This window comes from Streptomyces canus (assembly GCF_001514145.1).
Lineage (GTDB): Bacteria > Actinomycetota > Actinomycetes > Streptomycetales > Streptomycetaceae > Streptomyces > Streptomyces canus.
Genome location: NZ_KQ948674.1, coordinates 49,477 through 67,422, shown reverse-complemented (window position 1 = coordinate 67,422; position 17,946 = coordinate 49,477). Strand labels below are relative to the sequence as shown.

Sequence of the window (17,946 nt, the reverse complement as noted above, 5' to 3'; positions counted from 1 at the left end):
TGATCACGGATGGTGCACCTTGTCAGGGTGGGTTGGTCGGCAGGGTCGCCGAGGCGATCCGGGAGGAGTCGGTGAGCCGCTGGGCATCGAGAGACGCTCACGGCGGGGCGATACGGCCGGCCGCGTGCCGGTCGGGTACGCCCGCGGAGCCTTGATTACAGGGGCTCGGCGCCGGTGCGTGCCGCGAAGGTCTTCAAGCCGGTCAGGCGAGGGCGCCGTACGAGCAGCTCACGGGTCAAGGCACGGACCGACGGTCGGGAAGCCTCTTCCGAGGCTGCTTCCTCCACTGCGTGCAGAGCCGTGAGCGCGCGCTCGTAGTCCCCCACAGCGATCAATGCGCGCGCGGTGTCGGTTCCGAGCCTGGCCCGGCGTTCGCCGGTCGGCAGCGTGCTGGGGTGGAGTCGCTGGGCGGCCCGCACGGCGGCGATGTCCTGGCCGAGGAGGTGATGCACCCCGACCTGGTACAGCTGGACTTGACCTGCGGTGAGGCCGCCCGAGTACGACTGCGGGGTCCGTGCCAGCCGGCCGGCAGCGTCGGCGGCCATCTCCATCAGGGACAGGGCCGTGGTCCTTCGGCCTTCGAGGGCAGCGGAGTAGGCGGCCGTGAGCGCCAGGGAGCCCGTCGCCGAAACGAGCGGGGGCTCAGGGGTGCTGGAGGCGGCGCCGGTCAACGCCGTGATCATGTCCTGTAGGAGCAGCACCGCGTCAGCGGCCCGTCCCTGGCGCCGGAGAGGGGTAGCGCAGACGCGTGTGGCCTCGGCCAGCACGATCACGTTTCCCGAGGACTCGCCTGCCGCGACGGCAGACCGGGCGCGTTCCCACGCCTCGTCGCTGGCACCAGACTTCACCGCAAGTTCGCTCGCCAGGATGTGAACCCTGGCGAGTAGGGCGCTCGCCGCCTGACGGCGTGCACCGGTCGTGTGGGCCTGAGCAGCCAGCGCGTCTCGGCGCAGGCGCGGAAGGGCTTCGGCGAGGTCGGCGTAGTGCGCGGAGCGGAACTGGGCACGTGCGACGACAAGTTGGCGCTGAAGGGTGCTCAGATCCGGGGCGGAGGCGGCCACGGCCGTGCCGGGCAGCAGCATCGTCGTCCCGAGAGCTGTGCCCACGGAAAGCACGTGGCGACGGTCGATCAAAGTGTCCTCCTGGGACAGGTTCGTTGCGATGTGTTCTGCCGCGACTACTCACGGTAGAAGCTGTGCGGGTCTGCCGGTAGCACGCCGACGGGTGTGGGTTCACGCGGCCGGTGATCAGGGAGCGCCCTCACCCTTCACCGGGTGTCGGCATGGTCCGAAGGCGCCGGACGGGGGGGTGGGCCAGGACGAGGAATCCCCCGGCCGTGGCGGTCGCCGCGACGGCCATCGACGGGCCGAGACCGATCACGGAGACGAGCGCGCCGGCAGCGAGGGCGCTGAGGAACCTCGGGCCGAACGTCACCCATGTGCCGATCGACTGCTGTCGCCCTTGGTAGCGGGGATCGCACACGCCCTGACGTACCGAGCGCTGGGTCGAGCCGTGCGCGGTCGCCCCGGCGAACCGGACGGTGACGCACCCCCCGATGATGATCTGCCACACAAGGCCCGGCTCGGCGAAGAGCACCGGCACCAGGATGAGCGGCTGCAGGGCGAGCGCGCACAGCAGGAGCGGGCCGACACCCCACCACGTGCCTCGCGGGCGGGCGAGCCGTCGGCCGGCCAGCGCGCCCACGACGCCGCCGACGCTCGCGCACCCCATGACCACGGCCAGGGCAACCGGCGACCAGTGCAACTCCCGGATCACGTAGATGAGGTAGAGGACATCCCAGGCAGTCATCGCCAGCGACAAAGCCGTGTTGGACAGCACGAGCGGCCAGAGCACCGGGTGCCGGGCGGTGTAGCGCAGCCCGTCGCGGATCTCCCGCCACAGGGTGCTGTCCGCCGGCCGTGGGCTCGGCGGCGGCTCCGGCGTACGGATCCGCGTCATGCACGCCGCGCTGATGAAGTACGAGGCGACGTCGGCGACGATGGCGCGGCTCGTACCGAGCAGCGCGATCAGGCCAGAGGCGAGGTAGCTGCCCGCGGCGTCCGTGAAGGAGAACAGGGCACCCATCTTCGAGTTGGCGGACGCGAGCTTGTCACCCCGCGCGAGGGAAGGCAGATAGCTGATCCCGGCCGTGGAGGAGACGTCGTTGACGGCGGCGAGCAGGAGGCCGACGACACACAGCAGCGGCAGCGACAACCAATCGAGGTAGGCGGCGAGCGGCACGCACAGCAACAGGATTCCGCCCACCACCTTGCCCCAGGTCAGCAAGACGAGTTTGCGGTGCCGGTCGACCAGTGCCCCGCACAGCAGGGCCGTCACCGCCGGCGGGAACCGCTGGGCGGCGTAGAGCACGCTCATCTCCAGCGGCGTCGCCCTCAGCGTGATCAGAGCCAGGCTGGGCAGCGCGACGGACGTGACCGCGCCGCCCAGCACCCCGGCTGCTAGCCCGTTGTTGAACAACACGAGGTCCCGGTTGACCGTGTCCTCGGCGGCCACCGGCTCCGAGGACACGGCGGTATGGGGGAGTGGTTCATCGGAAGCCGTCACGCACAGCCTCCTTCGACCTCATCCAGCAGGTTCAGCGCTCGTGCGCGGCTCGGTCCTTGCTGCGGTGTCGAACGGCAGTTGCTCATGCCGGCTCCGCCGGGGCCGGGACTGACGCGGGACCCGAGAGAAGGAATTTTGCCGACTTGGCGGCCAGATGCCGGTCGAGGTACTCCGCAGCGTCGTCGGGGCGCATGCGGGCCAGGGCGACCAGGGCCGTGATGGCTACATCCGCGACTTCCGCATGAGCGTCCTCCCATGGCGCGGTCCCTTTACGGGGGTTGATGCCGCGGGCGCCGATGACCGCCTGGGAGGCTTCCCCGGTCTCCTCGGCGATCTTGAGGACTTGCAGGCTCCACTGCTCGTCTTGGTTCAGACCGAGCGCGGCGTCGTGTTCGTTGAAGCGGCGGGCGAGTCGGTGGATGGTGTCCCAGATTCCGTGCACGGTGGGGTGTCTCCTTCAGGAAGTACGGGTCGGGGCGCCGAATCGGCCGCGCGGGGCTGTTCGTGGGGGGAGGCCGGTGGTGCTGATGACGTGACCGTTGGCGTGGAGGCAGTGCGTGACCGCACGAGGGTGATCCACACGATCACCGGAGGTCTGCGGCGCTCGTCAGGTCCCCCGCTGTTGTACTGACCGTGGCGCTGCTGTCCAGGGCGGGCCAGCGGAAGACCAGCCGGGAATCCGCCTTGTCCAGCACATGGCCCGCGGGCAGGTCCTGGTCCGCTGTGCCGGCCGGGTGCACGGTCACGTGGGGGTAGCCCGCGCCGCGGACGGTGCAGTCCCAATCGCGGACCCGGGCGGCCATCCGCTGGGCGAGGCCCTCGCCAGCGGGGCCGAAGGCGTGGACGATGAACTCGCTGAGCCGCTCGGCAGGGGTGTCCCCGTCCTTGACCAGGACGTGGGTCAGATACGCCAGAGACCCTTCACTCACCAGGGCGGCCGCGTCCGCGCCGCGCGGCACGGCGGCCAGGCCGCCGTCGCGCTCGCCGTCCATCGCGAGTCGGCAGAACCCGTCCAGCGTGGTGGCGAGGAGCAGTTGCAGGGTCTCGAACGATTCGCCGCCAGCCACACGCACGCCCGTGCCGAGTTCGTGGCGAGGCCGTTGCACCGCCTGGTCCAGGCCGGTGGTGTCTACCGGGATCCCGTCCTCGAAGCGGAGTTGAAGTCCGCCGGGCAGATCGACGGTGGGGGTGGTGCGGGCGGCGGATCCCCGGTCGCGGATGAACCCGCAGAACGTCCAATCGCCGGGACCCGCCTCAAGCATGCTCCCGCGCTTTTGCAGGGCGATCGCGCGGGTGTAGCCGTGCATTTCCAGCGGAATGACGAGGTAGCCGCCCTCGGCGAGCTGCTCGCGCCACGCCGGTGCGAGGTCCCACACGTTGTAGGTGATCACAATGCCGTCGAAGCCGTCGGCGGGGACATGGGCCGGTGCTCCGAGCGCCCCGTCGCCGAGGAGCGCGGTGACGCGGCCGCTGCCGGCCTCGGCCGTCAACTGCTGGGTTCGGTGCACCACATACGGGTCGAGGTCGACCGTGACCACGCGCCCGCGCCGGCCGGCGACGTGGGCGAGGAGCTCGGCGTTGAAGCCGCCCGAGCCGACCTCCAGCGTCGTCATCCCGGGCTGCGGGCGAAGGCCGTCGATCATGATGCCCTGCAACCACGCGGCGGAGACGCTGCTGACCGCCCGCCCCTCCTGGTTCCTGAGGGTGACGACGGCGAGATCGTCGTCGTACGCCGTCTCCAGGGGGACCTCGGGCGCGTACCGGTGGCGGGGCACGCCGCGCAGTGCTTCCAGGACCGGTGCCGACAGGCGGTACCCGCGCCGGAGGATCTGTTCGGTCATCTCGTGCCGCAGCCGCGCCGCCTGCGGCGGTTCGCCAGGGACCGGCGGACGCCGGCCGGCCACCGGGTAGGCGTGCACGGGCGGCAGGCCCGGCAGCACGCCCGGCCACACGAGATTCAGCGCTTGGGCGCTCGGCGAGAAGATCGGGCCGAGAGCGGCCAGTGTGTGCAGATCGTGCCACTCCCACCGTGCGAACCGGTGGCGCTCCTGGTCGGGGACGGCCGGTTCACCGGACCAGGCGACGGCGCGCACCACGCCGGACAGCCGCCGCAGGAGGCCCCGGTCGTCCTGGAGGACCGCCACCAAATGGGCGTCCTCGATACGGCAGTTCAGCCCGGCCTCCTCGGCCAGCTCGCGCACGGCCGCCGTGGGGAAGTCCTCGCCCGGCTCCACGCCCCCTCCGGGCAGCTCCCAGACACCGTCGCTGGAGCGTCCCAGCAGCACCCGCCCGAAGGCGTCGGTGATCACCATGCACGCTCCGGCGACCGCCTGCGCCGACGGCGCCCCCTCCTTCTCCACCGCGGTGAACTCCCGCAAGGCGTTGCGCAGGACGAGCACCGCCAGGCCGTCGGCGTCGAACCGCTCCACGGTCTGCCACCTCTCGGTCAGCACCCGGACCTCGTCCTCGTCCAGCGCGATGTCGCGCCGGTCTGCTGGGGTGCCCGCAGCCAGGGGAGTGATCACCACGATCGCGCCGCCCGGACGCAGCCGTCCGGCGAGCGCGTGCATGACCCGCTGCCGGTCGCCGAGGAAGGGATACACCAGGCGGAGAGTGATCAGGTCGTATCCGTCCTCGCTCAGCTCGCCCGGGTCGTCGTGGGCGACGTCCAGGCACAGCCACCGCACGCCTACCGTGTCCGCCCGATCGGCCCGGGCCAGCGCGCTGTCGGCGAAGTCGACGGCATCGACGAGGTAGCCGAGTTCGCCCAGGTAGGCGGCCAGCTCCCCGGTGCCACAACCCGCGTCCAGCGCCCGGCCGTTGGCCGGCGCGGGAACGTGCTCGGCCAGCAGAGCCTTCTCGGCCTGGCCGACCCGGCGAAAGCCCCGGTCCTGCGCGTAGTGCTGGTCCCACTGGTCCCGGCGGACATAAGCCACGGAGCTGCTCCTGATCGTGTGGTGTAGTGATCGGCTGTCGCTGTGGTGCTCGGATTCGGCGCCGGTCAGGTCCCGGGCGCGGTTGCGTGAGCTGAGGACGGGGTCCGGGTCATCCGCATCAGGGCCGGGTCCTTGGCGAAACCAAGCGCGGCGTACAGCGGGGCTGACTCGTCGGAGGCGTGCAGTTCGTAGAGCGTCACGCCGTCCCCTTCCAGATGCGCGAGCAGCGCGGTCAGCGCGGCCTTGGCGTAGCCGCGGCGGCGGTAACCGGGAACGGTGGCGACGGCTTGGATCCGCGCGGCCAGCCCCTTGGGGTACCGGGGAGCGGGGAGTACGGCACCGACAAGAGCGAGAGCACAGGAGACGAGCCCGCCCTCCGGGGCGTCGACGACGTAGGCCCGGGCGTCCCCGCCCGGGATAAGGCGCGCGGCGAGGTGATCGCGGCAGGTGGACAGCCAGTCCTCGTCCAGCGGCTCGGACAGGATGAGTTCGGATCGCAGACGGGCGATCTCGCCCGCATCGGCCGGAACTGCCAGACGCGGCACTCCTCCCGTGCGCGGACCCGGCACGGTGGCACCCACGGGCGTGTGGTCGGCGACGAGAAGGCCGTGCCCGGTGTCGTTCCGCTGCTCGGGGCGGTGGTCTTGGCCGAGGAGGGCGGAGCGGTGTGCCGCGTGCCGGAGCAGCAGGTCGCGTGTTGCCGGGCTCAGCCGCAGACGGTGCAGCATCTCGGGCGCGAACCAGCGCAGCAAGACGCCCTCGGTGAGGCGCAGACGGTCGGGGTCGCCGTTCCAGCGGCCGGCGAACACCTGGATTGGTACGCATAGCCCGTCGGTGCCGGTGGCCCACTCCACTGCGAAGGGTTCCAGGTCCGGGATGACAAGATCGGGGACTTCCTCGCCGAGTTCGCGCCGGACCGTGTCTTCGAGCGTCACGTCCTGCGGCTCGCTGCCGCCGCCGAGCAAGTCGAATGCCCCTGGCTCCCAAATGTCCGGCAGATGATCGCGCAGATGAAGCAGATATCGGCCGGCGTCGTCGAAGATCAGCGCCGAGGCGTTCACCGCCGCCGGCCGGCCGTCGAGCCCTGAAGACAGCAGCTTGGCGCGCAGTGTCGGGGAGCTGACCGTGTCGAATCCGCGCCACTCGGCTCCTGCGACCTCCGCCTCCTGCAGAACGAGCTCGGGCTGCTCTCCGACCAGGTAGAAGGCGAACCGTACGTCGTAATGCCGGTGCGGCGGCTCTCCCTTGTCCGGGCGGGCCTCGATGTCCTGAAAGTCGATATCGATCGGGACACCGAGAAGCTGCGGGGTCAGGCACAGACTGCCTGCCTTGATCCCGGTCTCCTCGCCCACCTCGCGCACCGCCGCGGCGCGCAACGTGCGATCCCCCGGCTCGGGATGACCGCCAGGGACGAGGATCAGACCGCTCGCCCTATGAAGGATGTGCAGCACACGCCGATCCCGGTCAATCACCACGGCACTGCACGTGATGTGCGCTGGCATCGTGGCGCGGCTCGTCGGGTCCTCCACTCCTTCGAGCAGCGTCAACAACGGTTCCACCGCGCCCTGTTCGGAAGGATGGCGCGTCAGGTACATCTGCACGAGAGCGCTGATGTCGGATCGGGCGGGCGGCATGTCAGCACCTCTCGAAGGTCGGGGAACAGCGGGCCTGGTAGCTGCGGGGGCAGGGCCCGAACGAGTTGGGGTGGTCGTCGTCCGGGCCGCGAGCAGGAGCTCCCTGCTGGAGCAGGGCGGTAGGAGCCCGGGTTCCGCGAGCGGTCATTGCTCCTCCTCAGCGCCCATGACGTCGGTGTTGGGAAGCGACCAGGAGAGTTCTGCCGTGGCAGCGCCAGCGGTGACCCACTGCTGGGTGTCCTCGACGTGCAGCTGGTAGGTGGACGGCTCACCTGCGGCCCTCCAGAGACCGGCGACGTCCTGGATTTCTCCCCAGATGTCCCGAGGCCCACAGGCCGTCAGACTCCAGCAGTCGGCTCCAGTAGCCCGGGCGGTGAGCCATGAACCACAGGCCGGGGCCCCGATGACCACGTGGCCGGCAGACCAGTTGCGGACCAGCCCGGGCCGCAAGTGATCGAGAGCAAGCCAGAATCCGCGGGCCCCGTCCGGTGGAGGCGCTGTGCTGGTGTGGACGACGCGGGTCCCGTCCCCGGCCTCGATCCGGTCGAGGAACTCCCGTGAAATGCATAGCCGCTCGAATCCATGACCGGGCCGATGCCCGAACTCCACCGGACGTAGTTCCCCTCGTACGCGGCCGCCGGACGTGGCGGTGATGATCGCCAGGCCGGGCCACGACGGCGACGTGCCGCTGAGGGTCGCCATCGCATGCCCGCCCGGAGCGAGTTGGTCCACCCAGGCCGAAGGCACCCTGGGAACGGCGTACGAGACGAAGATCCGCTCGTACGGTCCGCCGGCTGGCCAGCCGGCCGCCCCGTCCCCGGTCACCGCCCTCGGCCGGTAGCCGAGACCGGCCAGACGCGCCTGCGCTGCCTCGGTGAGATGTGAATCGCGATCCAGCGTGACCACGGTCCGATCGCCGCAGATCCAACAAGCGACTGCCGCGGTCACGGCGGCGCCGGTGCCGATATCCAGTACCCGCTGCCCCGGCCGGAGGTCCAGGCTCTGTAGGAGCCCGGCGGTCATGTCCACCACGCTCGACATCGCCGTGATCGCGCCCCCGGACCTCGGACCCGGGACCCGGCCGAGGAGCCGTTCGCCGGCGTGCTGGACGAGCACGCTCTCCCCGCCGTACAGCAAAGCGAGCAGCTCGTCGCGGTAGGCCGGCTCCGCCCAGTCCAGCAGGTCCCACCGTGGCGGCTCCTCGCCGGGCTGACTGCGCCGCACATAGGCCTGGGGAATCAGCACTTCGCGCCGGATCGCGAGGAGGGCGTTGCGCACCGGGCCCGGCCGCAGAACGCCCGCCTCCTCGAGCCGGGCGACCATAGCCTCCCGCGCTGTGCCCGGGTCCTGGACGACGCGCGGCGACGTGCGTGCTGAGGCCGCTGCTCCGGGCGAGGCGGGATCAGCCGGACCCTGCGCGAGTTCCGGTGTGCTGTCCTGGGCCGGGGCCAACGGCTCCTCCTGTTCCTGTCGCGTGATAGTTCGAGTGCGTATGGCTCAACGAGGTGGAAGGGTCTTCGAACGCACGTTTTTAAGACGCGCTCACTTCCGCCAAAGGACGGGGGCGGTGGGGCGTGTGGGATGCAACGACCCTTGCCCGGACTGGCCCGAGATGAAGCCGATCTTGGCCGAAACGCGGAGAGCCCGGGTGCCCCGGGGCCGGAGGGCGAGCATCCCGTCGGCATCACGAGTCGGCGGTGATGCCGGGCGCTGCGTCCGCGGTCCGGCCGGCGCGCTCGGCAACGAGTTCGGCCATGCCGTCGATCGTGGCGAATCGGGGATCGAAGAGATCGGTGTCGCTGATCGGGGTACTGAGTGCCTCTTCGATGTGGACGGTCAGCGCCACCACCGTCAGGGAATCGAGGTATCCGGCGTCGAACAGGTTCACCTGTCGGCTGAAGCCGAGGTCGTCGTCGGCCACCGAGGCTTCGCGCCGGATGAATGCTTCGATGCTGGCAGCGATATCAGCTGGTGAGGGACTCATGATGGCCTTCCGCAGGGATACGGGGTGCGGGGACGGGCTGGTGAACGCCGCCTCGAACGGTGGTGCGCAGCTCCAGCGGTGATCGGATGCCCAGGGTCCGTCGGAAGTGGTCTTCGAGGCTCTGTTGGTCGATGCCGGCGCGGAGCAGTTGGGGCAGGACACCGGTCTCGGCGTTGCGATCCCCGATCTGCGCACGGAGTTTGGGCCGCTGAAGTACCGCTGCCGGCAGCGTGCCGCGCGCGAGCGCCATCATGAGCTGTGGCTTGCTGACGGGTTCCGACAGGGCGAGAAGCGGGGAGACGGCCCAGCCGTAGGGTTGTACGACGGTCAGCCCGTGCGCGGCGAACACTCCGACTTCGCGGTCACCCGTCTGCAGACCCCGCGCGAGGTGGATCCGCAGTCGGTCCGGTGACAGGCGCGGCAGCCGGTAGTAGTCGATGCCGTCGTGGGTCACGGGGGTGTAGTCGGCGAGGAACTCGTTCATCAGATCGCCGGTGAGGACAAGCGCTCCGGCCGGGTGGTCGGTTGCGATGGCCGCGGCCAGGACCTCGTTGACGATGCCGGCGTGGACATTGAAGTCGCGCCAGTCCTGGCCGTGGAGCAGGGCGGCAGGAATCGTGTCGAGCAGGGCCTGGCGGTCGGCGCGCACCAGACGCCAGGGCAGGCCGAGGTGGTCGGCGACGGCCCGGGCTGCGATAGCATCCTCGCTCAGCGGCCGGGCGTCGAGGCAGTAGGAGTACGCGACGGATTGGGGAAAGTGCCGGCGCGCGTAGGAGGCGATGACGGAGCTGTCCGCACCGCCGGACAGGCAGACGGCGACGGGGAGGTCGGGGTGTGCGGCCGCGAGGTGCTGCATGCCCTGGTCGAGGAGCGCGATGATCTCCGCAGCCAGCTCTCCCACCGTGCGATCAGATCCGGCACGGCCGGGCAGTGCGGCGAAGCGGCGCACCGCACCCGTACGGTGCTGCGGGTCGAGCGTGACCACGCTGCCCGGGGGGATGGCGTAGATGTCGGTGAAGCTGGTCCCGGCCCTGACGAGATCGATCAGGTAGTTCGCCGCGATGACGCCGGCGTCGGGGTGGAAGGCGGCGTACAGCTTGTTCAGGCCGAGGGGATCACGCAGTGCGATCACCTGGCCTCCGTCCTGGCGGACATCGGCGAAGCGCCCGAGGAGCATGCGCGCCATGTCCGGCGTCACGCTCCCGGAGTGTGCGCCCTCAGATGGTGTCCAGCATGCGTTCGTGACGGGCAGGTGCGTTTCAAGCACGGGCGCACTCCTCGCCAATGGTCGCTAGGGCACGGTCGAGGTCCGGCACGCCAAGGTTGAGGGCGATGCGGAACCAGCCGCGCTCGTGGAAGAGCGATGACGGCATCACGAGGACCCCGCGGTCGGCCAGCTGAGAGACGAAGGCCCGATCGTCGGCGCGCGGACAGCGTGCGTAGAGGAACCGCGTGGCGTGGGTGTCCAGGACGGTGATGCCGGCCGCGTGTAGCTGCTGACGTGCATGATGCTGCAGATCGGCGAGGCCTTTCAGATCAGGGGCGGTCTCGCACAGGGCCGCTGCGAGCTGCTGGGTCAGAGCGGTCGGCGCGCAGTGCCCGCCGATCCGCATCTGCCGCAGGAGCGCCGTAGTGGTCTCGCTGCGGGGCTCGAGGCGGGGTGAGACGGCGACGCAGCCGGTGCGCTGTCCCTGCATCTCCCAGGCCTTGCCGAACGACCGCACCGTGAGGGTATGGGCGTAGTACGCGGCCGGAGCCGGGCACGGCGTGTTGTCCCAGACCTGGTGAGCGTGGGCCTCATCAGCAATGAGCAGCGGTGGCTTCGCTCGTGCGTGCCGTTTAAGGACGACGGACAGCTGCTGCAGTTCGGTGTGGTCGTGAATCACCCCGCTAGGACTGGCTGGCTGGGAGATGATCACGCCTCGGGTGCTGGGCGTCCAGGCCTGTGCGATGGCGTGCGGGTCGAGGCGCTTGTCGTGCGTGCTGGACACCAGGGTGTAGGAGAGGCCGAGGTCGGTGAGGTACAGGGGGTAGTCCATCCAGCAAGGGCTGATCAAGATGATGTGGTCGCCAGGGGCAAAGAGCGCATGGAGGGCGACGCGGAGGGCAATCGTGGCGCCCGGCGTCATGATGATGTCGCTCCAGGCGTAGGGCAGAGCGTGCTCCTTGGCGAGGGCGCCGGCCAGCCGACGGCGCACGGGAGTGAACCCGCCGAAGGGGCTGTAGCGCAGATCGAGCGGGCCCGCCTGGGCGGCGAGGGAGGCGAGCACCTCATAGGGGCGGGGGTCGGCCAGGAACTGCGGGTTGGGGAAGGCCAAATCGACCGCGCGTCGTCCGAAGCGGCGCACGGTGGCCCCGTGGAGCTGGGTGAACTCCTCCAGGGGCGTGAGGAGTTCGCTGTGCGCAGGTCTCATCGGTCGGCTCCCTCGCTCGTCAGGAAGGCACGGATGCGCTGGCGGTCGGGCTTTCCGTGCGGTGTGCGCGGGAGTTCGTCGAGGACCTCGATGCGCCCAGGACGCATGTGCGGCGGCAGTTCGGCGGCGCAGTACGCGTGCAGGGCGTCGACGCTGAAAGAGGACTCCCGGGGCTGCACGGCGAGGAGGAGGCGCGGCTCCGAGGCACCGGAGGGATCGGCGACGAACACCGCGACCGCGGCCGCGGTCAGACCGGCAGCCGATACCTCCGTCTCGACTTCCGTGGGGGTGACGCGAATCCCGTGGATCTTGGTCAGTTCGTCGAGGCGGCCCGTGATGTACAGGTCGCCCTCGGCGTCGGTGTAGCCGAGGTCGCCGGAGTACACGACGGTCTCCTGCAGCGGGGGCCGCAGCCCGGGGCGAGACCGGAAGACGCGGGCGGTGGCTTCGGGGTCGCGCCAGTACCCCAGCGCGACCGTCGGACCGCGGTGCACCACTTCGCCGACCTCGCCCGGGGGACAGGGCCGGCCTTCGTCGTCCACGACGTCGACCTGGCAGTCGGGGATGGCACGGCCCACGGAGGCCGGCTTCTCCTGGAGCCGGCCCGGGGCGAGGTAGGTGCTGCGGAAGGCCTCGGTGAGTCCGTACATCGCGAAGACCGCCAGCTGGGGCTGGGCGGAGCAAAGCGCCTGAACGGCGGCGGGCGTCAAGGCACCGCCCGTGTTGGTGAGATAGCGCAGTGCGGGGTAGCGGGCGGTGACGAAGGGGGAGCCGGCTCGCAGCAGGTCGCTCCACAGGGTGGGCACCCCGGCCAGCCCGGTCACCTCGTGGGCAAGGAGTGTCTGGCAGATGTCCGGGGCGAAGGAGGAGCGCTGGATCACGACGGTGCCGCCCGCGTGGAACGTGGCCAGCACCTGGTTCAGCCCGTAGTCGAAGGAGAGCGGCATCAGGGCGAGCGTGCGGTCCTTCGGCGTCAGCTCGAGGTAGTCGGCGACGATCTCGGCACCGGCGAGGAGGTTGTCATGGCTGAGCATGACGCCTTTGGCCCTGCCGGTGGAGCCGGACGTGTAGATCAGACCGGCGAGATCCCGGCCGATGACGCGCGGACGGACCGGCTGTGCCGCCGGTGGCGAGGCAGCGAGGCCCGGCACCGTCAGGATGCGCTGCGGCGGCAGACAGGTGCTCAGCCGCGCGGCCAGGCGGTCGGTGGTGAGGGCGAGGCCCGCTTCGGCGTGGTCGACAATGTGCGCGAGCTGGCGGGTACGGAGCTGTTCGTGGGCGATCACCGGGACGAGGCCGGCCAGGTGCGCCGCGAAGTACACGGCGAGCGTGTCGGCCGAGCGCGGCAGGAGCAGCACAACACGGGAACCCGCGGGGAGAAGGCCCTGCAGGCCTCCCACCAAGTGCCATGCATGGTCAGCGAGTTGGCCGTAGCTGACCGTGTCGTTGCCGTCGATGACGGCTGTCTTCTCCGGCCGGGTGCGGGCGTTGGCCAAGACGAGATCTGCGACGGTGTACATAGGGAGCCTCCTCACCGAGGTAGGACGTCGCTGGTGGTGGCGGTCTCATGCAGTTGCAGGTCGCTCCAGCGCTCGCCAGGTAGCGCGACGCCGTGGGAGGCGCGCCGTGAGGAGTTGAAGCGGTAGAAGTTGTCGTAGGTGGTGGTGGTCGCTCCGTGGTGCTCGACGGCGGTGTGGATGAGCGGGGCGTTGGTGGTCTCCCAGCGGACGGCCGCGCAGCCGTGGTCGGCGGCGTGCGTCCGGACCGCGGCGAGCAGGTGGTCCGCGTCCTCGTTGGTTGCGAGGTGGAAGTCAACGACGTGGGTGACCTTGCGCAGATGGAGCGTGACCGCGATGCCGGTGGGCCGGCCCGCGCTGCGTACGGCGAGGAAGGTGGCCGGGGCCGCGGGATAGGTTGCGTGCCGCCAGTGGTAGTAGGAGCTGTCGCGGGCCACCGTGAAGCCCGCGCGCTGGACGGATGCCGCGCACAGGTCTTCGTAGTCGGCGGGGAACGCGCTGCTCTCCTGGGCGCTCCATGCGGACGGGCCGGTCGCGCGGCGGTGGGGCGAGGCGGGCAGGTCGAGCTGGGTGACGCGGATGCGGTGCCAGGCCCGGAAGGCGGTGTGGATCTCTGGGTTGGGCCGGTAGACGCCGACAATCGGCTCGTGATCAAGGAGCGCGCGCAGCAGCCGGCCTGCGGCCGTGGCGTGCGCGTGGGGGAGTTTGCGCCAGCCGGACAGGTAGATGCCCGGCACCCGCTGTCCGTCCACGGCGAAGGTGGTGTGGAAGTGGTACGCGATGGCTTCGGGATAGCCGTCGGCCTCGACCGTGCGGTAGTCGGCGCGGGTCCCGCGGTAGGGGTTGGCCGTGAACTGGTGGTGGAAGTACGCCGGATCGCTGGCGTGGTCCTTGCCCTGGCGCAGCACCATCTCGAGCGTCCCCGCACGGCGGGCGCTGCTTCCTTCGAGGATCTGTACCGGCCGGTGGTGCGCCACTTCCGGCACCTGCCAGATGGCCGCGCGGGTCGCGCCGCGGACCGCGGCGTCCACCTGATCGGCGAACCCGTGGGCCGTCTCGGCCGCGTGCACCCGGATCAGGTGCAGGACCTGGTGCTGGTAGGGGCCGTGGACGCTCACTCCGCCGGAGCCGACCCAGAGGATGCCCTCATAGCCCAGGGAGATGAGTGGATCGAGCAGGTCCAGGGCGAGTTCCTGCGTCAGGCGGCCGAAGGGGACGGTGAAGTACCGGGCGGACGCTCTCATCTGGCGGGTGGAGTGGGTGTGGGCGCGCGCGACTTCGGCGCGCACGGCGTCACGGCCGAGGGCGGCGAGGTTGTCGTGCTGGTAGGTGTGGTTGGCCACCGTGACCTGGGGATCGCGCGCGAGGTCCCGCAGCTGGGGCCAGGTGAGGTAGCCGCGTTCGGCGAAGAACGGGGCCGCGCGGTCCTGGACGGACGCGTACAGCGGGTCGATCAGCCGGGTGCGCACCCGGTCGGGATCGAGGTCGGCGCTCTTGGTGAGGTGGTAGAAGGTGCTCTCCCGGCGGGCGGCTTCCGGGAGGTGGTCGGCGACGTGCTGGGCGATGTGCTCGGGATCGGCGTACTTCTCGATGGCGTAGACCTTGTCGCGCCATCCCAGTCCGTCGTCGGCGAGCACCCCGGCGGGCGAGAGCGTCACCGGAAGGCCCTGCGAGCGCAATAGTCCGATGCCGGTGAGTGCGGAGACCGGCACGTCGTCGAAGCACACCACGAAGTTGACGTCGGCCGGCAGGTCGGCGGCGCGGGCCTGATCCGGGGAGACGATCGCGCCGCGAGCACGCATCCAGTCGAGCTGGCGGGCGAAGACCTCGAGCGGCACGGTGTGGAGGCGGTGGTAGGGGTTGGCGGGATCCACCTCGCCGATCCGGTGATAGTTGACGCCGATGATGACGGGCGCGGGCATGGTCGGCTCCCACGGGGCGGCTGCCCGGCCGGTCCCGGCCGGGCAGCGGGGCGGCTAGAGGGCGGCGCGGAGCCGTTCGTTGCTGCGCACGACCTGGCTGAGCAGATCGGCGCTCGCACCGACCGCGCGCGCCGCGGCGATGATGGCGGTCATGTCCTTGGGCAGGCACTTGCCGCCGAAGCCGGGGGCGTTGGCGAACACCGCCGTGTGGGACGGCTCGACGCGCGGGTCCAGCAGCCACCCTTCGCGCACGGTGTGCCAGTCGGCGCCGAAGGCCTCGGCGATCTCGCGGAACTCGTTGACGAACGTGACCTTGGTGGCGAAGAACGCGTTCTCCATATACTTGATGACCTCGGCCTCGGCCGCGGTGCACTGGAAGTAGGCCTTCGTCGGTCCCAGGATGGGCACGAGCGCGTCGAGGAAGTAGCCGCGGATCGCCTGCTCACCGCCGAGAATGACGAACGGCATGGTCAGCGGGTCGTCGCAGACCGGGTTGAAGTAGGTGCTCTCCCCGACGTACTCAGGGCTGAAGCAGATCTCCTTGCCCGTGGCCTCGGCGAGCTGCGCGGTGGTGCCGGGCGGGACGGTGGACTTCAGCATCACCCGCTGTGCGGGGACGCGCTTGACGGCGTCGAAGACGTGGGACACGTCGCACTCCCCGCCGGGGCCGGCCGGGGTGTTCACGCACACCACGGCGAAGTCGCATGCCTGCAGGGCGCGTTGCGGGTAGGTATCGCCGTCCTTCTGGTCGTAGGTGACCAGGTCGGCGTGGCGCGCGAAGAGGGTGTGCATGGAGGCCCCCACGTGGCCCATGCCGATGATGCCAACCTTCATGTCAACCTCCGACGGCAGATGGGGCGAGGAACGCTTCGAGACGGCAGGCCACCGCGATCGACGTCAGGTCGTGCGCGGCCGGCGTGCGGACGTCGTCGGCGGTGAAGCACGCACTGGTGTGCATGGGTGCGTAGGCGTAGCGGAGGGTGTCGACCTCCACGCCGCCGGCCGTGAGGCGGTGGGCCATGCGGGCCGCGTCCTCGGGGTCGCGGCAGAGGGCGACCAGGCCGTACCCGCCGTGCTCGGCAACGTCGCTGCTGTGCGGGGCCTCGTGCCAGGCGATGCCGGTGCCGTCGAACACGGTGCGCGCGGCCGCCCTCAACTGTGCGTGGCGGGCGCGCAGTGCGCCAGGGTCTTCCAGCTGGCCCAGGCACCAGGCCGCCCCCACACCGTTGATCTTGAAGTTGGTGCCGAGCCGGCTGCCGAAGGGGCCCGTGGGATCCACCCGTGTGCCGGAGAACTCCGCCACCTGGCCGAAGTTGCGCACCGCGAGGATCTTGTCGGCGACTGCTGTGCTGCGGGTGAGGCAGGCGCCGCCCTCGCCGGCCTTGATCGGCTTGCGTCCGTGCAGGCTCAGGCAGATCACGTCGGCGACGTCGGCCAGCGCCTGCGGTTCAAGCCGCAACAACGGCGCTTGCGCGGCGTCGACGATCACCGGGATTCCGCGCTGGCGGAGGTCGGCGAGCACCTGGGGGTCCTCGTCCCAGTAGCCCCACATCGGAACGGGGACCACGGCGGCGAGCGGGCCCGCCTTGGCCGCCTCGCTCAGCGACTGCGGGGCCAGGCCGAAGGAGCCGGGGCGGCAGTCGATGAACACCGGCTGCGCCCCGAGGGCGGCCACGGCCAGTCCGGTCATCGACGGGCCCAGGGCCGAGACGGCCACCCTCGCGCCGGGGCGGACGCCCACCGCGTACAGGGCGCTGATCAGCGCGGCGGTGCCGCTGGAGACGCACAGCGTGTACGGGGCGCCGACGAGCGCGCCGAGCCGGGCTTCGAGAGCGCGGACGGCGTCCGCGTTGCCCGTGCCGCCGGCGGCGATGGCGTCGTGGAGGTACTTCTCGGTTACGCCGTCCATCCCAGGCCCTCCGAGGTCAGCAGGGCGTCGAACGCCTCGTAGACGGGCAGCAGGTCCTCCAGGCGCGCCAGGCGGTGCGGTGCCTCGCCGTTCAGGAGGTCCCGGAAGGCGGCCAGTTCGGGCCCGTATCCGGCATGGGTGTAGCCGTCCGAGCCGGGCGAGCGGCGCCACAGGACGCGGACGCCCGGGTATTCGGTGACGTGCGGGTCGCCTCCGCTGGGGCGCAGCTGGAGCTCGGAGAGGTCCCGCAGGTGGAACATGTCGCCGCGCGAGGTGGTGACGTGGACGGAGTGGTAGAAGGCGGCCGCGCAGCTGCCGAACAGCACCTCCAGCCGCGTTCCCGCCTTGGGGTTGGTGGCGCCCATGGCGCACAGGCGTCCGCGGTCCACCGAGATCATCTGGCCGGCGGTGCCGGTGGTTCCCGGCATCAGCATCTGGGCCAGGTCGATGGCGTGGATGCCCTGGGCGGCGAAGAGGCTGGCCTCCAGGGAGAGTTCCGCACTGAAGCTCGTCACCGGCTTGCGGGCGACGTGCTCGACCCGTACGCAGGTGGCGGTGCCGTAGGTTCCGGATTCGAGGGCTTCGATGAGCTTGCGGATGCCCTCGGCCCAGCGGAAGTTCATGCCGACGCAGCAGACGGCGTCGGACTGCTGCGCGAGTTCGATCAGGGAGTGCAGGCCCCGCAGGTCCGGGGCCGGCGGCTTCTCCACGAAGGTGTGGAGCCCGGCCTTCAGGGCCCAGGCGGCGTGTGCGGCCTGCTCGGTGACGGGAAGCGCGATGAGGGCGGTGTCGAAGGTGCTGCTGTCGACCTGGTCGGCCGTCGCGTAGACCTGGGGGATCATCCATTGCGCGGCGAGCTGGCTGGCCCGCGGGGCGTCCCGGTCGACCAGGGCGGACAAGGGGATTCCGGCGGAGCAGGCAGCGGGCAGCAGTGTGTCGCCACCGTGGCTGCCGACTCCTATGAGTAGTGATCGCATGACACTCCGTACGCGAAGACGTGCATGGGCATGACAGGGTGCGTGGGGTGCGGGGCCCGATCGCCCGGGCGCGGGCGCGCGTGTCTGG

The 17,946-nt window shown here is 70.7% G+C and carries 14 protein-coding genes; all 14 read right to left on the bottom strand.

Annotation, left to right across the window (positions count from 1 at the left end; translation table 11 throughout):
* Window positions 1-155: 155 nt before the first annotated feature.
* A complete protein-coding gene (locus tag AQJ46_RS55675) occupies window positions 156-1,106 on the bottom strand; it encodes a transcriptional regulator (protein WP_159064128.1) in 951 nt (316 codons plus the stop codon).
* A 154-nt stretch (window positions 1,107-1,260) separates the two neighbouring features.
* A complete protein-coding gene (locus AQJ46_RS41950) occupies window positions 1,261-2,565 on the bottom strand; it encodes an MFS transporter (RefSeq protein ID WP_159064127.1) in 1,305 nt (434 codons plus the stop codon).
* An 82-nt stretch (window positions 2,566-2,647) separates the two neighbouring features.
* On the bottom strand, window positions 2,648-3,007 hold the full coding sequence (locus AQJ46_RS41945) for a MazG-like family protein (RefSeq protein ID WP_059210598.1): 360 nt from the start codon (window positions 3,005-3,007) through the stop codon (window positions 2,648-2,650).
* 142 nt (window positions 3,008-3,149) lie between these two features.
* On the bottom strand, window positions 3,150-5,501 hold the full coding sequence (gene fxlM, locus AQJ46_RS41940) for a methyltransferase, FxLD system (protein ID WP_059210728.1): 2,352 nt from the start codon (window positions 5,499-5,501) through the stop codon (window positions 3,150-3,152).
* 65 nt (window positions 5,502-5,566) lie between these two features.
* Complete coding sequence (locus AQJ46_RS57720) at window positions 5,567-7,135, bottom strand: GNAT family N-acetyltransferase (protein ID WP_063803909.1); 1,569 nt, start codon at window positions 7,133-7,135, stop codon at window positions 5,567-5,569.
* A 144-nt stretch (window positions 7,136-7,279) separates the two neighbouring features.
* Window positions 7,280-8,458 carry a protein-L-isoaspartate O-methyltransferase family protein gene (locus tag AQJ46_RS41930; RefSeq protein ID WP_059210597.1) on the bottom strand — a complete coding sequence of 393 codons (1,179 nt, stop codon included), beginning with the start codon at window positions 8,456-8,458 and terminating at the stop codon, window positions 7,280-7,282.
* Between the two features lie 361 nt (window positions 8,459-8,819).
* Window positions 8,820-9,119, bottom strand: coding sequence for an acyl carrier protein (locus AQJ46_RS41925; protein WP_079072664.1), 300 nt, complete (start codon window positions 9,117-9,119; stop codon window positions 8,820-8,822).
* Window positions 9,100-10,317 (bottom strand): asparagine synthetase B family protein, encoded by a 1,218-nt coding sequence (locus tag AQJ46_RS41920; RefSeq protein WP_159064126.1) that lies wholly within the window; start codon window positions 10,315-10,317, stop codon window positions 9,100-9,102. Before AQJ46_RS41920 ends, AQJ46_RS41925 begins: the two co-directional genes overlap by 20 nt.
* Before the next feature lie 61 nt (window positions 10,318-10,378).
* Window positions 10,379-11,533, bottom strand: coding sequence for an aminotransferase class I/II-fold pyridoxal phosphate-dependent enzyme (locus tag AQJ46_RS41915; RefSeq protein WP_059210594.1), 1,155 nt, complete (start codon window positions 11,531-11,533; stop codon window positions 10,379-10,381).
* Complete coding sequence (locus AQJ46_RS41910) at window positions 11,530-13,053, bottom strand: AMP-binding protein (RefSeq protein WP_059210593.1); 1,524 nt, start codon at window positions 13,051-13,053, stop codon at window positions 11,530-11,532. Before AQJ46_RS41910 ends, AQJ46_RS41915 begins: the two co-directional genes overlap by 4 nt.
* An 11-nt stretch (window positions 13,054-13,064) precedes the next feature.
* Window positions 13,065-14,972, bottom strand: a complete 1,908-nt coding sequence (locus tag AQJ46_RS41905) for a polysaccharide deacetylase family protein (protein WP_059210592.1) — start codon at window positions 14,970-14,972, stop codon at window positions 13,065-13,067.
* 54 nt (window positions 14,973-15,026) lie between these two features.
* Complete coding sequence (locus tag AQJ46_RS41900; RefSeq protein ID WP_059210591.1) at window positions 15,027-15,806, bottom strand: Rossmann-fold NAD(P)-binding domain-containing protein; 780 nt, start codon at window positions 15,804-15,806, stop codon at window positions 15,027-15,029.
* 1 nt (window position 15,807) lies between these two features.
* Window positions 15,808-16,881, bottom strand: a complete 1,074-nt coding sequence (locus tag AQJ46_RS41895; protein ID WP_059210590.1) for a DegT/DnrJ/EryC1/StrS family aminotransferase — start codon at window positions 16,879-16,881, stop codon at window positions 15,808-15,810.
* Entirely contained in the window at window positions 16,869-17,858 is a 990-nt protein-coding gene (locus tag AQJ46_RS41890; RefSeq protein WP_159064125.1) for a Gfo/Idh/MocA family protein, read from the bottom strand. Before AQJ46_RS41890 ends, AQJ46_RS41895 begins: the two co-directional genes overlap by 13 nt.
* Between the last annotated feature and the right edge of the window lie 88 nt (window positions 17,859-17,946).

Bases quoted from the DNA above. Each gene is read 5' to 3' on its own strand.
- AQJ46_RS57720 (WP_063803909.1), bottom strand. From the start codon at position 7,135: ATGCCGCCCGCCCGATCCGACATCAGCGCTCTCGTGCAGATGTACCTG.
- AQJ46_RS41930 (WP_059210597.1), bottom strand. From the start codon at position 8,458: ATGGTCGCCCGGCTCGAGGAGGCGGGCGTTCTGCGGCCGGGCCCGGTG.
- AQJ46_RS41925 (WP_079072664.1), bottom strand. From the start codon at position 9,119: ATGAGTCCCTCACCAGCTGATATCGCTGCCAGCATCGAAGCATTCATC.
- AQJ46_RS41915 (WP_059210594.1), bottom strand. From the start codon at position 11,533: ATGAGACCTGCGCACAGCGAACTCCTCACGCCCCTGGAGGAGTTCACC.
- AQJ46_RS41910 (WP_059210593.1), bottom strand. From the start codon at position 13,053: ATGTACACCGTCGCAGATCTCGTCTTGGCCAACGCCCGCACCCGGCCG.
- AQJ46_RS41905 (WP_059210592.1), bottom strand. From the start codon at position 14,972: ATGCCCGCGCCCGTCATCATCGGCGTCAACTATCACCGGATCGGCGAG.
- AQJ46_RS41900 (WP_059210591.1), bottom strand. From the start codon at position 15,806: ATGAAGGTTGGCATCATCGGCATGGGCCACGTGGGGGCCTCCATGCAC.
- AQJ46_RS41895 (WP_059210590.1), bottom strand. From the start codon at position 16,881: ATGGACGGCGTAACCGAGAAGTACCTCCACGACGCCATCGCCGCCGGC.
- AQJ46_RS41890 (WP_159064125.1), bottom strand. From the start codon at position 17,858: ATGCGATCACTACTCATAGGAGTCGGCAGCCACGGTGGCGACACACTG.